Below are 17,729 nucleotides of genomic sequence, written 5' to 3'. Positions count from 1 at the left end.
AAGATTATTTGTCAAAGCCAGATAGAAAGGTTAAATATTCCTCTTTGGTCATTAGTGGTTTATATTTTGACATCAGTTTCTGTGCAGGTTTGGCATCATCATAAAGTAAATCAATAATTGTACATGCCATCATTTGTGCAGGACGGATGTAAGCCATTTCTTCATCAAATACCGTATAATCTTTACCATGTAAAACACCTCGAACTGAACCAATCCATGGGTGGCTAACAGGCATAATGTGAGATAAATCTCCAGTATCCGTACTACCTGTCATATGAGGCGCAATCCAAACATTATCAGCACCAATTAGATCTTGTGCATTACTTTGTAAAAAGTCATTAAGTGTTGGATTGTTTTGCAAAGGTAAATAACCTGGTAGATCTTTAATTTCACACGTTGCCCCAACAGCCATTGCTCCAGCTTTTAATGCTTGATTTATTCGTTCATTGGCATCAATCATGGCAGGCACATTGCCTGCGCGCACATAGCTTTCCATTCTGACATCGCTTGGAACTACATTTACTAAATCACCACCTTGGGTAATAATTGGATGGAATCTAATGTAGTCTTTTTCTTGAAATGTTTCACGAATAGCATGCACCCCCATCATTCCCATCATCGCAGCATTTAAGGCATTGACGCCAGCATGAGGCGCTGCAGCAGCATGTGCTGCCTCACCTTTATATTTAATTAATTTTCCGATAAAACCATTGCTAGTTGTTGATATTTCGATAAAACCATTTTGACGTTCATTAGGTACACTAGTTAAATGTATTTGTAATGCCATATCAATATCGTCAAACTCGCCACGTGAAATTAACTCTGGTTTGCCACCAATATATTTGATTTTACCTTCTTCTATTAAGCGATTTCGATAAGTGATTTCAACATATTCTTCAGCTGGAACAGCAAATGGTACGACATCGCCAGCTAAAAATTGCATAGCCCCTGAATCAATTAATCCCATCGTTACTGCCATCATATTTGCAATTTGAGCATTATGTCCACAGCAGTGCGCAGCACCAGATGTTTCGTCAGCAGCAGGGTGATCTGCACAAATAATAGCATCAAGCTCGCCGATAACGGCAATGCTATATTTACTACCTTTTCCTCCTTTTAGGCGACCTTTTACTCCTGTTATTGCTAATTTATTTTTAAATGGAATACCTAGTTTTTCAAAAGTTTGCTCAACTTTTTGAGCTGTTTTGTGTTCTTTATAACCAAGTTCAGGTTCTACCCAAATTGATTCAGCAATCGCCTTAATATCGGCTTTACGGTTTGCAATTGCACTACAAACCTTTTTTTTAAGTTCTTCTTTTGTCATAAATTAAATCCTAGTGCAAATTAGATAACACCTTCCCAATGCAAGGTGATTTGAGCAATGATTGCTGCCAAAATAAAAGTGCCTGAAAATACCGCTAATGAAACAGGAATAATTCGCCATGAGATACTTTTAAATAATGCTAAATCTTTACCAATAGCCAATCCAGCATAAGCAAGCACTGGGGTACAAACCGCCAATAAAGAAACCTTGTCAGTAAGTGAAACAACTTGTTCATGAAAAGGGAAAATAGGTGATGAAGCCACTGCGGCTACAACTGATACCCATAAAATAACTGGAAATTTGTTTAATACTGGAATTTTGCCAACAAAATAACCAACAATTGATATAACAACTAAAATTGATAACGCTTCTAATGACAGCATAAAATCAATTTTGTAACCTACTGTATTACCAGCAGCCATAATAATGGCAACTAAGATCAGTAAAAATATTGTTTCTAAACTTTTCATTATAGCGCTCCTTCTTTATTACGTCGTAAACGGGAAAAGATGTTATATAAGAAAGAGGCAAACGGTAGTGAAAATAATGTATAAATATAAATACCAACAACACTCGACATTAAGTTTGCTGTTGTTGCATAGGCTTTGATTTCACTCGCCATTTCTGGATAAAGGTCACTTATTGGAGCAAGTGATGCCGCCATCATACTACCACTTCCAACCCCAGCTCCCATGGCTAAAGCATAAGGATGGAGAATATCTAGTTTTGCCATCACACTGGCTAGTATACTCATCCAAATAGCACCATAAAGTGTGCCACAAACGTACATCGCCATAACGCCTCGACCTTCAGCGGAATCCAATCCATATTTATCTGCAACAATTGCTATATTCGGTTCGCGAGCAACAGAATAAGTTGCACCAACAGCTTCCCGTTTCATGCCTAATATCATTGCTAGTGGCAAACCCAATAAAATCGTACCAGCAAAATGACCTAATTCCTGAAAAATTAATGCTAACTTAGCATCTTTTAGAATCATATCAATCTTAGGACCGACAGAAACGCCAAGCTTGGCAATAAGTAACATCAAAGTTACAATCATGATGGCGCTGGCATTATTCATATTTTTTAGTTTTAATATTTTTAATTTGGGAATACTTATTACTCCACCGATGATCATGGCGTATAACATCGGATACACGGCGATAATCCAAATAGACTGCTTACCGATAAACTCACATGCCAAAACAACGACTAGTGCAAGTAAATGCACTTTATAATCTCGTAAAACTTCCATTCTTATATTACTCCTTAATTTATTTTAAATATTTTTAAAGTACCGTTGCACCTAAAGTATTTTTAAAATGATTTAAATCCTATTGATGACCGATTGGATCAAAGGTGGCCACTGCATCTATCGTGTAATCGTAAATCAATATCTGACCCACAAAAAGCTGAATAGTAGCGCTTATTTATCCTATAAATATGATTAGAATTTTTATATTTTCGATAAAGGTTATCTAAACTACCAAATAATTGTTGTCTTAAAGTACCAATTATATTATGAGGCGGAAAAAAAGAATTTTCAGGATAAAATTTATTAGAGGGGTCATGGGTATCGATAACAAAAACGACAAAATTATTATTTTTTATAAATGATTCTGTTACGTTTAGCATTTCAGTTTCAATTTTTTGACAAGCTAGTCCTGTAGTTAAAGTCCCGTTATCAGCACCAAAATTATTCGTATAATCAATTGAAATTAAAGCTTTCATATCAAGTAAATAAATTATTAAATAATTTTAAAGCTTATTAATAAATATTTGATATGACAAGTTATTTTTAATAAGTAATTTGGTTATATTTTTTATAAAATTAAGATGTAATTGGTATCTTTTTGAATTTAATTTATTTTATAAAAACTTTTATAAAGTAAATTTATTATTAAAAAATAACATAAATAAAATAAATGATAATTAATTTAAATCATGGTCTTTATACCCTGATAAATTGCTCTATAATAATTATCATTTTGCTAATAGTACACAGGATATTTTAATGAGAACAATTTATTGCGGACAACTCAATGCAAGTTATATTAATCAAGAAGTAACATTATGTGGTTGGGTCAATAAACGCCGAGACTTAGGCGGTATGATTTTTATCGATATGCGTGATCGTGAAGGTATTGTACAAGTTTTTTTTGATCCTGATTATCAACAAGCATATCAACTTGCTGGTGAACTTCGTAATGAATTTTGTATCCAAATTAAAGGTAAAGTAAGAGCTCGTCCGGAGGGTCAAATCAATAAAGATATGGCAACCGGAGAGGTTGAGATTTTGGTAACTGAATTGACAATATTTAACCGTAGCGATGTATTGCCTCTTGATTTCAATCAAAACAATAGTGAAGAGCAACGTCTAAAATACCGTTATATTGACTTGCGCCGCCCTGAAATGGCAACGATCTTTAAAACGCGAGCTAAAATTACTGCATTTGTTCGTTCGTTTATGAACAAACATGGTTTTTTAGATATCGAAACGCCAATGTTAACCAAAGCAACTCCAGAGGGCGCACGAGATTACTTGGTTCCAAGTCGAATTCATAAAGGTGAGTTCTATGCGCTACCACAATCGCCACAATTATTTAAACAATTGCTAATGATGTCAGGATTCGACCGTTATTATCAAATTGTAAAATGTTTTCGCGATGAAGATTTACGAGCCGATCGTCAGCCTGAGTTTACGCAAATCGATGTTGAAACTTCATTTATGACAGCAGAGCAAGTGCGGGATGTTATGGAGAAGATGATTCGTGAGCTTTGGTTACATGTGAAAAATGTGGATTTAGGTAAATTTCCTATTATGACTTTTGCTGAAGCGATGCGTCGCTTTGGAAGTGATAAGCCTGATCTGCGTAATCCGCTTGAAATTATTGATGTGGCTGATTTGGTTAAAAATGTTGATTTTAAAGTGTTTTCAACACCAGCTAACGATCCGAAAGGACGCGTTGCTTTGCTTTGTGTTCCAAACGGTGCACAATTAACACGTAAACAACTTGATGAATATACGCAATTCATTTCAGTTTACGGCGCAAAAGGTATGGCTTGGATTAAAGTTAATGAACGTAGCAAAGGGTTAGAAGGTGTACAAAGCCCAGTTGCTAAATTCTTTAATGAATTGCAAATGGAAGCACTGCTTAATCGTGCCAATGCTAAAGATGGTGATATTTTATTATTTGGTGCCGATAGCTATAAAGTAGTGAGTGATGCGTTAGGGGCATTACGTTTAAAAGTTGGTAAAGATTTAGGTTTAACCGATGAAAGTAAATGGGCGGTACTTTGGGTTATTGATTTCCCGATGTTTGAACAAATAGATGAAGGTTTAAGTGCTATGCATCACCCATTTACGTCACCAAAAGATTATACACCAAAAGAACTTCTGAATAATCCTGAAAATGCTGTTGCAAATGCTTATGATATGGTAATCAATGGTTATGAGGTTGGTGGTGGTTCGGTTCGTATTCACCGTAGCGAAATGCAACAAGCTGTCTTTTCAATTTTAGGTATTAATGAACATGATCAACGTGAGAAATTTGGCTTTTTACTTGATGCATTAAAATATGGCACACCTCCACATGCAGGATTGGCATTTGGATTAGATCGATTAAGTATGTTATTAACTGGAACGGATAATATTCGCGATGTGATAGCATTTCCTAAAACTACAGCAGCAACTTGTTTACTTACTGATGCTCCAAGCCCAGCCAATGTTGCAGCATTGACTGAACTTGGTATTGAAGTAAGTAAAAAATAGTGATATTTAATGCGAAAATTCAAAAAACCTGAATCTGTTCTGGTGGTGATTTTCTGCCAGACAACGAACCGTTGCCTTATGTTACAGCGCCAAGACGACCCTTATTTTTGGCAATCAGTAACAGGTAGTATGGAAGATAACGAGTTACCACGAGAAACAGCAATTCGTGAGGTTTTTGAAGAGACAGGCATTGATATTATTGGGCAAAATCTTGAGTTAATTGATGCAATGCATTCCGTTGAATTTGAGATTTTCCCGCAATTTAGACATAAATATGCACCAGAAGTTAAGCTAAATAAAGAACATTGGTTTTATCTGCCTGTTATTAAAGAGATAACACCGATGCTTACTGAGCATTTAGCTTACCAGTGGTTAACCATTGATGAAGCAGCCAATCTTACTTTATCATCAAATAACAGTGAAGCTATTGATAATATTCATCGTTTGATTAAATCTAATTAAGAGGTTTGAAATGAAATTAAGCCTATATGCCGTTGCTTTGTCCTATTTATGATTTTTTATACCACTAGTAATGCTAACATGGTTTTAAAAAAGTGCCAGTCCAATCAAAATGATTATATTGTTTTCGATGAGTATAACGTTAAAATAGCTGAAAAAATAATTGATTATAAATTACATGATCAACCAGAAAAACGTGAAAATAGTATTATTCAGATATTTGCTAATGAAAATAACGATGATCAAAATGACTGGATAGCTTCTTTTTTATTTGATGATCAATCTAAACAATTTTTATTTTATTAAGTTAATCAAGATAAATTTATTAAAATTTATAAAAAAACAATATGATAGTTTATTTCCTAAAATTGTTGATTGTAATCAAAATAAACAAGTGCCTATATAGTGAAAACTTTGATGCAGACTAATTAAATACCAAAGCTACATTAGCATTTACTATTAAAAATGATTTTAGGATTTAGTTAATTCAAGCTTATTTAAGCAACAGGGAGTTGTAATAAATGAATTTTTCAGATTTTAGAGATTTTTTAGATTATCTTGAACAACAAGGTGAATTAAAAAAAATTACTTTCTCTGTTGATCCTTATCTCGAAATGACCGAAATTGCTGATCGTGTTTTACGCAATGGAGGCCCTGCTTTATTATTCGAAAATCCCATTGGTTATGATATGCCTGTTTTATGCAATTTGTTTGGCACCGCTAAACGTGTTGCAATGGGAATGGGGCGTGAAGATACTTCAGCTTTGCGTGAAATTGGTGAGTTATTGGCATTTTTACGTGAACCCGAACCGCCTAAGGGCATACGGCAATTTTTTAATGTGTTACCTAAGTATAAACAAGTACTAAATATGCCAGTCAAACATCGTTCTTCAGCACCATGCCAAGAGGTGATTTTTAAGGATGATGAGGTGGATTTGACTCGTTTACCTATTATGCATTGCTGGCCCGAAGATGTAGCACCTCTGTTATCTTGGGGACTGACTATTACTAAAGGTCCTTATAAAGATCGACAAAATGTGGGCATTTATCGCTTGCAACTTTTAGGAAAAAATAAATTGATCATGCGTTGGCTTTCACATCGTGGTGGTGCACTTGATTTTGCCGAATGGCAACAAGCACATCCAAACGAAAGATTTCCAGTTAGTATTGCTATTGGTGCTGATCCAGCCACCATTTTAGGTGCAGTGACACCAGTGCCAGATACTCTACCTGAATATGCTTTTTCTGGATTATTACGTGGTAGCCGAACAGAGGTAGTCAAATCGTTATCAAATGATTTAGAGGTTCCAGCTAGTGCAGAGATAATTCTTGAAGGTTATATTGATCCTAATGAGTTAGCATCAGAAGGTCCGTATGGTGATCACACAGGTTATTATAATGAAGTTGAGCAATTTTCCGTATTTACCGTAACGCACTTAACTCGCCGCAAAGATGCGATTTATCACTCAACTTATACAGGTAGACCACCAGATGAACCTGCAATTATGGGACTTGCTTTGAATGAAGTTTTTATTCCAATTTTACAAAAGCAGTTCCCTGAAATTGTTGATTTTTATTTACCGCCAGAAGGATGTTCATACCGTATTGCAATTGTTACTATTAAAAAGCAATATCCAGGTCATGCTAAACGAGTTATGATGGGAATTTGGTCGTATTTACGGCAATTTATGTATACCAAATTTGTAATTGTCTGTGATGATGATATTAATGCGCGTGACTGGAAAGATGTAATGTGGGCTATTTCGACACGTATGGATCCTCATCGGGATACAACTTTTATTGATAATACACCGATCGATTATTTAGACTTTGCTTCACCAGTCTCTGGATTAGGTTCTAAAATGGGGTTGGATGCAACCAATAAATGGCTAGGTGAAACAGACCGTGAATGGGGAAAGATAATTAAAAAAGATCCAAAAGTAATTACCCGTATTGATGAAATATGGGACGAATTAGGTTTATAGAATTGTATTTTTAGCTAATATTAATTGTATAAATAAAATAGCAACTATAAGAATTAAACAAAACTATTCCCTTTGCTTACAATTATGTATAATTATTTTAGATGTCATAATAATCATAAAAATATGAAAAAATTTCAAATATTATTAGTACTATTGTTATCTATTCCTTATAGTGCGATGGCTGCAGATTATAAGACGCAATCAGACGATACTCAATTAAAACTCAAAGAGTCAGATTCATTGCTTCCTTCTTTGCGTTTGTCAGCGGAAAAAGGGAATGCGGAAGCCCAATACTCATTAGGAAATATTTATAAACAAGGATTGGGCGTTGAAGTTAGTGATGTTCGTGCTTTTTTTTGGTATAAAAAAGCGGCAGAGCAAGGGCTTGCCAAAGCACAAAATAATTTAGCATTTATGTATCAAAAAGGTGATGGAACCAAGGCTGATTTAAATGAAGCATTTAAATATTTTAAATTAGCAGCAGATCAAAATTATGCATTGGCTAAATACAATTTAGCTTTAATGTTTAAAGATGGTAATGGAGTAGAACAAAATATATTAGCTGCGATTGATTATTTTACTCAAGCTGGTGATCAAGGTATTTATGATGCTTATTTAAACCTTGGTATTATGTATTTTTTTGGTGATGGTGTAACAAAAGATCGCATGACGGCAGCTGATTGGTTTAGTAAAGCAGCTAAAGATAACATTCCAGAAGCGCAATATTATTTAGGGTTAATGTCTGAAAAAGGTGATGGTTTGACCCAAGATTATGTGGCTGCTAGCTATTTTTATAAACAGGCGGCAGAGCATGGTCATGTATTAGCGATGTATGATTTAGCTATTATGTATGCAACAGGTACGGGAACTAAACCTGACAATACGCAAGCGGCATATTGGTTCACTAAAGCCGCTGAAGCTGGTAATGCTGATGCTCAATATAATATTGGTGTGATGTATGATGTAGGTGGAGGAGTGGCTAAAGACGAGAAAAAAGCTGTTGAATGGTATCTAAAAGCTGCAGAACAAGGTAGTGTTGATGCCCAATATAATTTAGGTATTAAATATCTACAAGGCGAAGGCACGAATAAAGATCGAGCCATTTATTGGTTTACTAAAGCTAGCGAGCAAGGAGATCAAGACGCTAAAGCTTATTTAGATCAATTATTATCAGAAAAATAAAAAAGACATTAGCCTTTTTTATTTTATCCTGAGTTTCGCATGCCTGCTGCGATTCCTGAGATAGTGATCATTAACCCTTGTTCAACAATAATGTTTTCATGATTATTGTTTTTCCGAGAGCGACTCAGTAACTCTACTTGTAATAAGTTTAATGGTTCAATGTAAGTATTACGTAATGCTACCGACTGTGCTATCCAAGGTAAATCAGCCATTAAACTAATATCATCAGTGATAGTTAACACTGTATTGATATCTTGGGTTAGCAAATTTCTTAATTCTTCACCTAATGGCCATAATGCAGGATCGACTAAACGTTGTTCGTAATATTGGTGAATATTTGGCGCAGATTTTGCGTAAACCATTTCAAGCATACCTAACCGGGCATTAAAGAAAGGCCAATTATGGTACATCTCTTTAAGAATGTTTTGTCTGCCTTCTCCAATAACAGCTCTAAGTGCACTACCTGCACCGAGCCAAGATGGCACCATTAAACGGTTTTGTGTCCAAGCAAAAATCCAAGGAATAGCACGTAAACTTTCAATACCTCCACCTGTTCGGCGTTTTTGTGGTCTTGAGCCTAGTGGTAATCTAGCTAATTCAACCTCAGGTGTTACAGCTCTAAAATAATCAACAAATTCAGCTTGTTCTCGTACATAACTACGATAACAATGGCATGAAATTTCTGACATTTCGTCCATAATATTTTGCCATTCCTGTTTAGGTGCTGGTGGTGGTAATAAGTTGGCTTGTAAAATAGCTGAGGTATAAAGCATGAGACTACTGAGAGCAACCTCTGGCAGACCAAGTTTAAAGCGGATCATTTCTCCTTGTTCAGTAACTCTAAGTCCTCCTTTTAATGATCCAGGTGGTTGCGAAAGCAGTGCGGCATGAGCTGGTGCGCCCCCTCGACCAATTGATCCTCCTCGTCCATGAAATAACACCAAATTGATATTATATTTTTCAAATAAATTAACTAATTCTTCTTGTGAGCGATATTGTGCCCAAGACGCGGCAAGAGTGCCAGCATCTTTAGCCGAATCAGAATAACCTATCATCACCATCTGTTTACCTTGAATTTTATTGTAATACCAAGGGATATCCAGTAGTTTTTGCATGACAGATTTAGCATTATTCAAGTCCTCTAATGTTTCAAATAACGGTACTATGGGAATGTGTTTTTGGCAGTCGACGATTTTTAATAATAGATAAACCGCTAAAATATCAGAAGGTGCTTTGGCCATTGAAATTACATAAGAAGCAATTGATTCATCGCCCGCTTTTTTTATTACACGACAAGTGTCTAATACTTCTTGAACCATTTGATCTGGTTGCCAGCTGTAAGGTAATAATGGTCGATTTGATTGTAATTCTGCTAATAAAAACGCTTGTTTTTCTTCTTCAGACCATTGAGCATAGCTACCTAAATTAAGTTCTTTGGTTAATGCGTCGAGCGCTTCTGTATGTACTGAACTGTCTTGACGGATATCTAATCTGACTAATTGTAACCCAAAGCTTTTTATACGACGCAGTGTATCTAACAATGGCCCATGAGCAATTGTTGACATTCCATTATCAATTAACGATTCATAACATACATAAAGCGGATTCCATAACTGCTCATTTTTAGTCAAAATATCGCAAGGTGCTAATATAGGTTCATTATTCAATAAAGCTTCAATATAGTTGTGAGTTTTAATTAAACGTATTCGTAACTGCTTCATTACAGCTCGATATGGCTCTGAAACGTTTTTCTTTTTTCCATCTAACAGTTCAATGACCGAATTACTGCATTCCGTCATTGAAAGCTCACGAACAAGTATTTGAATGTCAGATAAAAATAACTCAATTGCCTTTAATCTGGCTTGTAACATGACTTTTTCTGTTACTTTCGCTGTGACATTTGGATTACCATCACGATCTCCCCCCATCCATGAGGTAAATTTAATAGGGACATGATCAACCGATAATTGCTCATCAAACGCATCAACTAATTGGTCATTAAGCTCACGTAAAAATAGCGGTACACCATTCCATAAGCTATCTTCAATGACTGAGAATCCCCATTTTGCTTCATCAATTGGAGTAGGTCGTTTTTTACGTATTTCGTCAGTATACCAAGCCTGACAAACTAATTGCTTCAAACGTCGCATAATACGCTCAATTTCGTAGTCAGCTAAATCATCATGGTCCAGTTGTGATAGACAGTTATTTATAGCTGTATAAGTATTAATCATCGTTCGGCGATTGATTTCGGTCGGATGTGCGGTCAATACTAATTCAATTGACAAATCATTAATTGCTTTTGTAATAGTTTGATTTGAAAAATTAAGGTTTTTTAGTGTGCTAAATAATTCGGTCATTTTTTTAGGGCTACTAGAAGCTTCCCCATGGGGTGAAATGCCATAATACTCAGCGGCTGTATTGACCAAATTCAAAAACTGATTGAATGCCCGTGCAACATGTAATAAATCGTCATCATTAAGGTTTTCAATTAATTTAAGTAACTCATTATGAGCTTGAATATCTCCTTGTTGAGCTGATTTTGATAATTGTCTTACCATTTCAACTAAATCAAATGTTTCATTACCGGTAGCACGTTTGATTGCGTTCCCTAGTAAAGTACCTAACATATTGACATTACTTCTCATTGATGAGTATTGGTTATTCATGATTTTCTCGTCTTCGATTTTATTATGCCTAAGCACCTTTAAGCTGTATGGATCAAAATGACAATTTAATGGGATAGGTATAATGTTGATTAATGTGCTTAAGTTATACTTTATTACAATTTAATTTTGAATTTAAATAATAAAATTTTATGGTTTTTATTTTTTTTAGTTGTTTTAATTATATCTAGCATGAAAAGTTAACTTTAAAATGTCCATTCAGTTTTGAAATATTCATCAGAAGGCTATTTAACAAAATTATTTTTTTGATGAACATAGTGGGAAACTGTATCTTGATATCAATTGGGTATATACTAGCTATATTATGAATACATATTGGATTATTTAATGATCGCTGTTTTCTATATTGCGTCGATAGTTGCTGTCGTTGCTAGTGTAAAGGTGATTAGTAGTTTACGGATTGATAAGGCAATTTTATATCTTGCTATTTCACTTTTTGCTTCAGCATTGATATTTCTTCTGCTTAATACGTATTATTCTGCTGTTTTATATATCTTACTATTTATTGGTGGCTCGGTAACTATTTTTGTATTTGTCGCTTCAATTTTGAAAATTAGCGTTGATAGTGTTGAAAATCCTAAACAAGGAATTAGCCCTAAAATTTGGTTAGGTCCACTCGTCTTAGCATTTATATTACTCGTAGCATTGATTTATGGTGTAGTAAGTACTGACTATTCAGAACTGACAGAATCTCATGAAGTAATGCATGAAATGTCCAAATATGCATACATTTTGATGGTTGGATTGGCTCTGTTTTTATTATTGGGCGCTGCTGTGATTGCTTATCATTTTATGCATAGGCTTATGTCGGAGAAATAATATGATTCCACCACTTATGCATTGTCTTATTTTTGCTTCTATTTTGTTTGTGATAGGTCTGTTAGGGGCAATGATCCGACGCCATTTCTATTTTTTATTACTTAGCCTTATTATTATGAATAATGGGGCAATAGTCGCGTTGTTTGCGGCAAGTAGCTATTGGCAACAATCTGATGGACAAGTCCTTGCAATATTAGCGGTAATAACAGCCTTAGCTGAGGTTTGTGTCGGTCTTGCATTAATGATGAAACTATTCTATCGTCGAAAAATCTTTAATATTGATTCATTGAGTGAAATGAAAGGATGAATTTACTTTATTTAACTATTATTATTCCTTTGCTTTCTTTTCTAATATTGGTTTGCTTTGGAAGGCATATTCGATCAATTAATGTAATTATTATTGGTATTAGTACTATGTTAATAATTGCATTGATTACTATATTTTCTTGTATTGATTTTAGCTCAAATACAGTACCTGACATGACCTTAGTTTATAGCAGGCCATTATGGAATTGGTTTTCTGTTGGTGATTTTACTATACCTATTACTTTAACCTTAGATGGTTTATCGTTAACCTTTTTATCTTTAATTGCATTTTTTGGTTTTTTAATCTATTTTTTTACAGCTTGTTATTTAACATCAAGAAAGGATATTTACACCTTTTACGCTTATAGCAATTTATTAATTGCTAGCCTATTAATCATTATATTAGTTGATAATCTGTTTGTTATGTTAATTGGCTGGGAAGGTGTAAGTATAAGTACTTACTTACTTATCGGTATTTACTATAAACAGGCGCGCAATGGTTATGCTGCAGTGAAGGCATTTATCATTATGCATTTAACTGATATCTTTTTAATTATTGGCATATTTTTATTATACCAAACTTTAGAAACATTAAATATCAGTGATGTGTTGATGCAAGCACATGATAATTTGGCTATCGACTCAGATATCATTTTTTGGATTACCCTAATGTTATTCCTTGGTACAATGAGTAAGTCTGCACTATTTCCTATGCATTCATGGTTTGCTGAAACAACATTAGCTCCAATGCCAGCGTTGGCTTTATTGCAATCTTCAACGGTGATATTGGCAGGGGCGTATTTAGTCTTAAGATTTAGCGGTTTGTTTATGATGTCGAGCGATGTTCTTGCTATTATAGCTATAGTTTCATCATTGACCATATTATTTGCTAGCACGATCGCTTTAGTGCAGTATGATATCAAACGAATTATCACTTATATAAATTTAACGCAAATTAGCTATCTATTTTATGCATTTTCAACACAGAGTTGGAGTTTGTCTCTTAATTGCTTAATTAATTATGTCGTAACAAGCACATTGCTGATTTTATCCTCATCAATTTTAATCAAAAAATGCCAAGGTGAACGTGATATCAGTAAACTTGGCGGTTTAATTAAAACATTTCCAATGTTGTATGCGATATTTTTGTTAATCATGCTATCACTTAGTGCTATGCCCTGGATTTCATCATCATTTTATATCAAAGGGGATATCATATTGGGTTTAATGACTCAAAATAAATTGATATCTGGAACTATTGGATTGCTTGGTATTTTGCTTTCTAGTTTAAGTATTTGGCGTTTAATTTCAATGACATTTTATCATAAACAAAGACAGCATGATTTTACAGAAACTAAACGGATAAGTTATTTCCCTATTTTCCTTTTATTAATATTTACTACAGCCTTATTTATCTATTTTCCATTACCAACTCAAGGTATCATTCCAATAGCTGATTTAGATACTAATGGGGAGTTATCTTTTCAGCTACTGTTAGCGGCGGTGACTGGTTTAAGTTTTCTTATTGCCTATATTTTATATGCTCATCCAAATAGCGAAGTAAAAGAAGTTCTTAATACGCCAATGATTAAATTCTTTTTACGTTTATGTAATAGTGATTGGCATTATAATTATTTGTTGCATACTCTATTTGTTAAACCTTATGTTTATTTAGCCCGTTTGTTGAAAAGAGATCCATTAGCTTTTTGGGATAACTGGATAATGTTAGGAATCAAAAAATTGAACTCGTTCATCGTTGACCTAGAAAATGGACAAATTCGGTGGTATATGGTTTCGATGGTTATAGGTAGCATTATCATATTAATGCTCCTGATTTTCATTTAATAAAGGTATAATCATTCATGTTGTTATGGCTTGTTTTTTTACCTGTAATAGGTGGATTTGTTGGTTGGTTATTCCATGTATGTTTACAAAGAGACGTTGTTTCTGCCAATGTCCAAATCCGTTGGTCAAGATTACCAATAATTGTGGCATTTACTACTATTTGCCTTACATTATTGATGGTGATAGTATTATGGATAGACGCCTTAAATGTATTGAATCAAGGAACAAACTGGTTAAAAGAAGTGAATTTAGAATGGATCCCTTTATTAGGAATTCGTTTTCATCTTGTCTTAGATGGCCTATCTCTGGTTGTTATCACCTCGACCCTATTTATTGGGTTATTGACTATTATCTATTCTAGTAAAGAAAATCTAAACAATCTTGGTTTATTTTATTTATGCTTATTATTTATGACATCAGCTATTATGATGTTATTTGTAATCACTGATTTATTTTTAATGTTCTTCTTTTGGGAAGCTGTAGCAATACCCATCTATTTTTTAATCTCTTTATGGGGACGACGAGATTCAAGTTCACAATTGCGTTTTAATGGTGCGAGTAAATTCTTGATTTATACTCAATTTAGTAGTTTGCTTATGCTAATTTCCATAGTCTCATTAGCTTTGATTAACTGGAACTTAACAGGACATTGGACTTTTGATTATCAAGAATTAACAAAAACACCAATTTCGAGTGATACCGAATTTTTAATTATGCTAGGATTTTTAGCTGCTTTTATCGTGCGTATCCCTTTTGTTCCTTTTCATGGTTGGTTTATTGAAGCCCATATCGAATCTTCAACGACTGGCTCAATGATGATTAGCGGGTTATTACTTAACACCGCTACATTTGGTTTATTGCGTTTTGTTATACCACTATTTCCTAATGCATCAATCACCATTACGCCGCTTATGTTAGCTTTTGCTTTGCTTACGGTTGTTTATGCTGCTTTACTTGCTTTCAACCAAAATGATATTAAAAAGCTAATAGCTTATATTCATATTGCTTTAATGGGATTTGTAACCGCAATAATTTATAGTGGTTCTGTTCTTGCTTATCAGGGTGTGGTTATTCAAATGATAGCCATCAATTTAGCAATAGTTGGTATGTTTATAATTAGTGGGTTATTGGTTGAATGTTATTCAACACGAAACATAAATCAATTTGTCGGACTGAAAGAACGCGTGCCTTATTTATCTTCATTTACCTTGTATTTTATATTGGCTGTATTAGGTATTCCAGGTACAGCTAATTTTATTGGTAATTATATGATGTTGTTTGGAAGTTATAACGCTTTTTCCTATTATACAATTTTGCTAGTATTTGGTTTGTTATTACTATCTATTTCATTTATTGTACGTATGCAACCTATTTTTTATGGTGTTGTTGATAAAGGTATTACAATAAAACATCTGCTTAGCAAAAAAGATCTTCTATTACTATCAAGCATTTTAATTGTCCTCATTTTTATTGGTTTGTATCCTCAAGTGGTTTTAGATATGTCTTATGCTGTCGTGAATCAAACACAACAATACATAACCACAGAGCGAGTAGGAGAGTAATAACCTATGATAGCTTTATCGCCAATTTTTGTATTAAGCTTTGCCATCGCTATTGTTTTATTTTTACTATTTGTTTTTAAATTAAGCACCAAAGGGTGTGCTATTTTGACGGTATGTGGTTTAACCTGTGCTCTAATTTGCTCTGTGATGGTTGGTTATAAAATTTCGTTTAATACCCAAGCTATTACTGATATTAGCAGTGATAATATGCAAATATCGGCGTCAATTTCGAACTCAACTAAAGAACCAAACCCTTCAAGTGAAAAAACTATTGCAATTGATACGGTATCTACAGAAACGACAGAATCATCACCCAATGAGAGTGAAACTACAAACATTGACGGTAATATAGACAATAAAAATATCGATACAAATTCTAATAGTATGAATAATTCGAATATTGATGAAAACTCATCAGATAAGTGGAAAGCACACCATATCACAGCACTTTTTACTTGTGATGGCTATGGGCTACTTTACACCAGTTTGATTTTAATGATATCTATTTCCATTGCATGTTTTGCTTATCGTTGGTTTAAACAAGAACAGAATCATCATGGATTATTTTATTTAATTTTACTTTTCATGGCATTAGGTGGCGTAACACTTGTTTACGCAAGCCATTTAATTGCATTTTTTATTGGGATCGAACTGTTATCTATTCCATTTGTTGGATTAATTGGTTATCAATATACGCAGACTCATTCATTGGAAGCAGCAGTTAAATACATGATTTTATCCGCTATCGCCAGCGTGTTTTTATTAATGGGGATTGCTTTTTATTATGCAACTACCGGAGAACTCACTTTTAGTGGTTTAAGTTACCAACTCTCAACGATGTCCTATCCAAGCACATTATTATTGATAGGCGTATGTTTAATGCTGGTAGGCATCGGTTTTAAATTATCGCTAGTACCATTTCAACTATGGTTACCAGATGTTTATCAAGGCGCACCAACAATAGTTGCCTTGTTGTTATCAACAGTCGGAAAAGTTGCGATTTTTTGTGCTATCGCAAGGCTATTTTTATTGGCACCTATTGTTAACAATGAAACTATCCGTATTATTTTAGTTATTATGGCGTTTTGCTCTATTTTGTGGGGTAACTTATTGGCGCTAATGCAAAGTAGTTTAAAGCGAATATTAGCTTATTCATCGATAGCACATTTTGGATATTTATTAACGGCATTAATAGCTGTGCAATATCAAGTATTAGCATTAGAAACTATTGGTGTTTATCTAATTGGATATATTTTAGCTAATATCTGTATTTTAGGCGCGATCAGTTTAGATTCACACTCTGATGAACTTCAAGATCATGAAAATGAAATTGACCTATCAGGACTTTTTTGGCGAAGACCAATTCTTGCATTAACCATGGGGGTTGGGCTTTTATCTTTAGCGGGAACTCCATTAACTGCGGGATTTGTTGGGCGATTTTTACTAGTGTTGTTAGGTGTAACCGCCGAATTATGGTGGCTAGTCGCAGCCGTTGTTATTGGCAGTGCATTAGGCCTTTACTTCTATGCTCGCTTAATTATCAACCTTTATATAAGACCAGTTTGTCGTGATGATCTAATATCAAGCAAATCTTCAATTAAATTAAAATGGACTGATATTAGAATAAGTGAATTAATCATTGTGTTATGTGCTTTACTGACGATGCTTTGTGGAATATACCCTAAATGGCTATTTAATTTAGTTAGTATGGCGCAATATTTGACCACCTAATTAACATTTATCTGCCACATCGTTTTATTGGCGGAATTATATCGGCCTAGGTAG

At 34.2% G+C, this 17,729-nt stretch carries 14 protein-coding genes and 1 pseudogene; 10 read left to right on the top strand and 5 right to left on the bottom strand.

All coding sequences use genetic code 11. From position 1 onward, the window contains the following. Positions 1-4 precede the first annotated feature (4 nt). From ACGH49_RS01140 to ACGH49_RS01125, 4 genes and pseudogenes are all read right to left on the bottom strand, one after another. Positions 5-1,324, bottom strand: coding sequence for an amidohydrolase (locus ACGH49_RS01140; RefSeq protein WP_411587924.1), 1,320 nt, complete (start codon positions 1,322-1,324; stop codon positions 5-7). A gap of 20 nt (positions 1,325-1,344) precedes the next feature. Further along, on the bottom strand, positions 1,345-1,794 hold the full coding sequence (locus ACGH49_RS01135) for a hypothetical protein (protein WP_065560819.1): 450 nt from the start codon (positions 1,792-1,794) through the stop codon (positions 1,345-1,347). Then, complete coding sequence (locus ACGH49_RS01130; RefSeq protein ID WP_411587923.1) at positions 1,794-2,582, bottom strand: DUF3100 domain-containing protein; 789 nt, start codon at positions 2,580-2,582, stop codon at positions 1,794-1,796. The genes ACGH49_RS01135 and ACGH49_RS01130 overlap by 1 nt, the downstream gene beginning before the upstream one ends. A gap of 79 nt (positions 2,583-2,661) precedes the next feature. Further along, a pseudogene (locus ACGH49_RS01125) lies at positions 2,662-3,058 on the bottom strand (cysteine hydrolase family protein). 283 nt (positions 3,059-3,341) lie between these two features. Here ACGH49_RS01125 and aspS point away from each other — a divergent pair. From aspS to ACGH49_RS01100, 5 genes are all read left to right on the top strand, one after another. Next, the gene (aspS, locus tag ACGH49_RS01120; protein WP_065605714.1) at positions 3,342-5,099 is read left to right on the top strand and encodes an aspartate--tRNA ligase; all 1,758 of its coding nucleotides are present in this window, start codon (positions 3,342-3,344) and stop codon (positions 5,097-5,099) included. Positions 5,100-5,108: 9 nt separating this feature from the next. Next, positions 5,109-5,561, top strand: coding sequence for a dihydroneopterin triphosphate diphosphatase (nudB, locus tag ACGH49_RS01115; RefSeq protein WP_411587922.1), 453 nt, complete (start codon positions 5,109-5,111; stop codon positions 5,559-5,561). Positions 5,562-5,639: 78 nt separating this feature from the next. Continuing rightward, a complete protein-coding gene (locus tag ACGH49_RS01110) occupies positions 5,640-5,864 on the top strand; it encodes a hypothetical protein (protein ID WP_065605718.1) in 225 nt (74 codons plus the stop codon). A 215-nt stretch (positions 5,865-6,079) separates the two neighbouring features. Then, positions 6,080-7,543 carry a 4-hydroxy-3-polyprenylbenzoate decarboxylase gene (gene ubiD / locus ACGH49_RS01105; protein WP_065605720.1) on the top strand — a complete coding sequence of 488 codons (1,464 nt, stop codon included), beginning with the start codon at positions 6,080-6,082 and terminating at the stop codon, positions 7,541-7,543. A gap of 123 nt (positions 7,544-7,666) precedes the next feature. Then, on the top strand, positions 7,667-8,725 hold the full coding sequence (locus ACGH49_RS01100; protein ID WP_411587921.1) for a hypothetical protein: 1,059 nt from the start codon (positions 7,667-7,669) through the stop codon (positions 8,723-8,725). A gap of 23 nt (positions 8,726-8,748) precedes the next feature. Here ACGH49_RS01100 and ppc read toward each other — a convergent pair whose 3' ends face one another. Continuing rightward, a complete protein-coding gene (gene ppc, locus ACGH49_RS01095) occupies positions 8,749-11,394 on the bottom strand; it encodes a phosphoenolpyruvate carboxylase (RefSeq protein ID WP_065605724.1) in 2,646 nt (881 codons plus the stop codon). A gap of 345 nt (positions 11,395-11,739) precedes the next feature. On the opposite strand from ppc, the gene ACGH49_RS01090 reads away from it, so the two are divergent. The 5 genes from ACGH49_RS01090 to ACGH49_RS01070 all read left to right on the top strand — a co-directional run bounded on the left by ACGH49_RS01090 (position 11,740) and on the right by ACGH49_RS01070 (position 17,675). After that, positions 11,740-12,231 carry an NADH-quinone oxidoreductase subunit J gene (locus tag ACGH49_RS01090; protein WP_411587920.1) on the top strand — a complete coding sequence of 164 codons (492 nt, stop codon included), beginning with the start codon at positions 11,740-11,742 and terminating at the stop codon, positions 12,229-12,231. A gap of 1 nt (position 12,232) precedes the next feature. Then, entirely contained in the window at positions 12,233-12,538 is a 306-nt protein-coding gene (nuoK, locus tag ACGH49_RS01085) for an NADH-quinone oxidoreductase subunit NuoK (protein ID WP_411587919.1), read from the top strand. Between the two features lie 107 nt (positions 12,539-12,645). Next, positions 12,646-14,382 carry an NADH-quinone oxidoreductase subunit L gene (locus ACGH49_RS01080; RefSeq protein WP_411587918.1) on the top strand — a complete coding sequence of 579 codons (1,737 nt, stop codon included), beginning with the start codon at positions 12,646-12,648 and terminating at the stop codon, positions 14,380-14,382. Between the two features lie 17 nt (positions 14,383-14,399). Then, positions 14,400-15,944: a complex I subunit 4 family protein gene (locus ACGH49_RS01075; protein ID WP_411587917.1), complete on the top strand. Its 1,545-nt coding sequence runs from the start codon at positions 14,400-14,402 to the stop codon at positions 15,942-15,944. A gap of 6 nt (positions 15,945-15,950) precedes the next feature. After that, entirely contained in the window at positions 15,951-17,675 is a 1,725-nt protein-coding gene (locus tag ACGH49_RS01070; RefSeq protein ID WP_065605731.1) for an NADH-quinone oxidoreductase subunit N, read from the top strand. Positions 17,676-17,729 lie beyond the last annotated feature (54 nt).

This window comes from Gilliamella sp. BG7 (assembly GCF_046635565.1).
GTDB classification, from domain to species: Bacteria; Pseudomonadota; Gammaproteobacteria; order Enterobacterales; family Orbaceae; genus Gilliamella; species Gilliamella apicola_P.
The sequence above is the reverse complement of the archived record's forward strand: the minus strand, read 5'-3'. Positions and strand labels throughout refer to the sequence as shown.

Bases quoted from the DNA above. Each gene is read 5' to 3' on its own strand.
- ACGH49_RS01100 (WP_411587921.1), top strand. From the start codon at position 7,667: ATGAAAAAATTTCAAATATTATTAGTACTATTGTTATCTATTCCTTAT.
- nudB (WP_411587922.1), top strand. From the start codon at position 5,109: ATGCGAAAATTCAAAAAACCTGAATCTGTTCTGGTGGTGATTTTCTGC.
- aspS (WP_065605714.1), top strand. From the start codon at position 3,342: ATGAGAACAATTTATTGCGGACAACTCAATGCAAGTTATATTAATCAA.
- ACGH49_RS01090 (WP_411587920.1), top strand. From the start codon at position 11,740: ATGATCGCTGTTTTCTATATTGCGTCGATAGTTGCTGTCGTTGCTAGT.
- ACGH49_RS01130 (WP_411587923.1), bottom strand. From the start codon at position 2,582: ATGGAAGTTTTACGAGATTATAAAGTGCATTTACTTGCACTAGTCGTT.
- ACGH49_RS01070 (WP_065605731.1), top strand. From the start codon at position 15,951: ATGATAGCTTTATCGCCAATTTTTGTATTAAGCTTTGCCATCGCTATT.
- nuoK (WP_411587919.1), top strand. From the start codon at position 12,233: ATGATTCCACCACTTATGCATTGTCTTATTTTTGCTTCTATTTTGTTT.
- ppc (WP_065605724.1), bottom strand. From the start codon at position 11,394: ATGAATAACCAATACTCATCAATGAGAAGTAATGTCAATATGTTAGGT.
- ACGH49_RS01135 (WP_065560819.1), bottom strand. From the start codon at position 1,794: ATGAAAAGTTTAGAAACAATATTTTTACTGATCTTAGTTGCCATTATT.
- ACGH49_RS01075 (WP_411587917.1), top strand. From the start codon at position 14,400: ATGTTGTTATGGCTTGTTTTTTTACCTGTAATAGGTGGATTTGTTGGT.
- ACGH49_RS01080 (WP_411587918.1), top strand. From the start codon at position 12,646: ATGTTAATAATTGCATTGATTACTATATTTTCTTGTATTGATTTTAGC.
- ACGH49_RS01110 (WP_065605718.1), top strand. From the start codon at position 5,640: ATGGTTTTAAAAAAGTGCCAGTCCAATCAAAATGATTATATTGTTTTC.
- ubiD (WP_065605720.1), top strand. From the start codon at position 6,080: ATGAATTTTTCAGATTTTAGAGATTTTTTAGATTATCTTGAACAACAA.
- ACGH49_RS01140 (WP_411587924.1), bottom strand. From the start codon at position 1,324: ATGACAAAAGAAGAACTTAAAAAAAAGGTTTGTAGTGCAATTGCAAAC.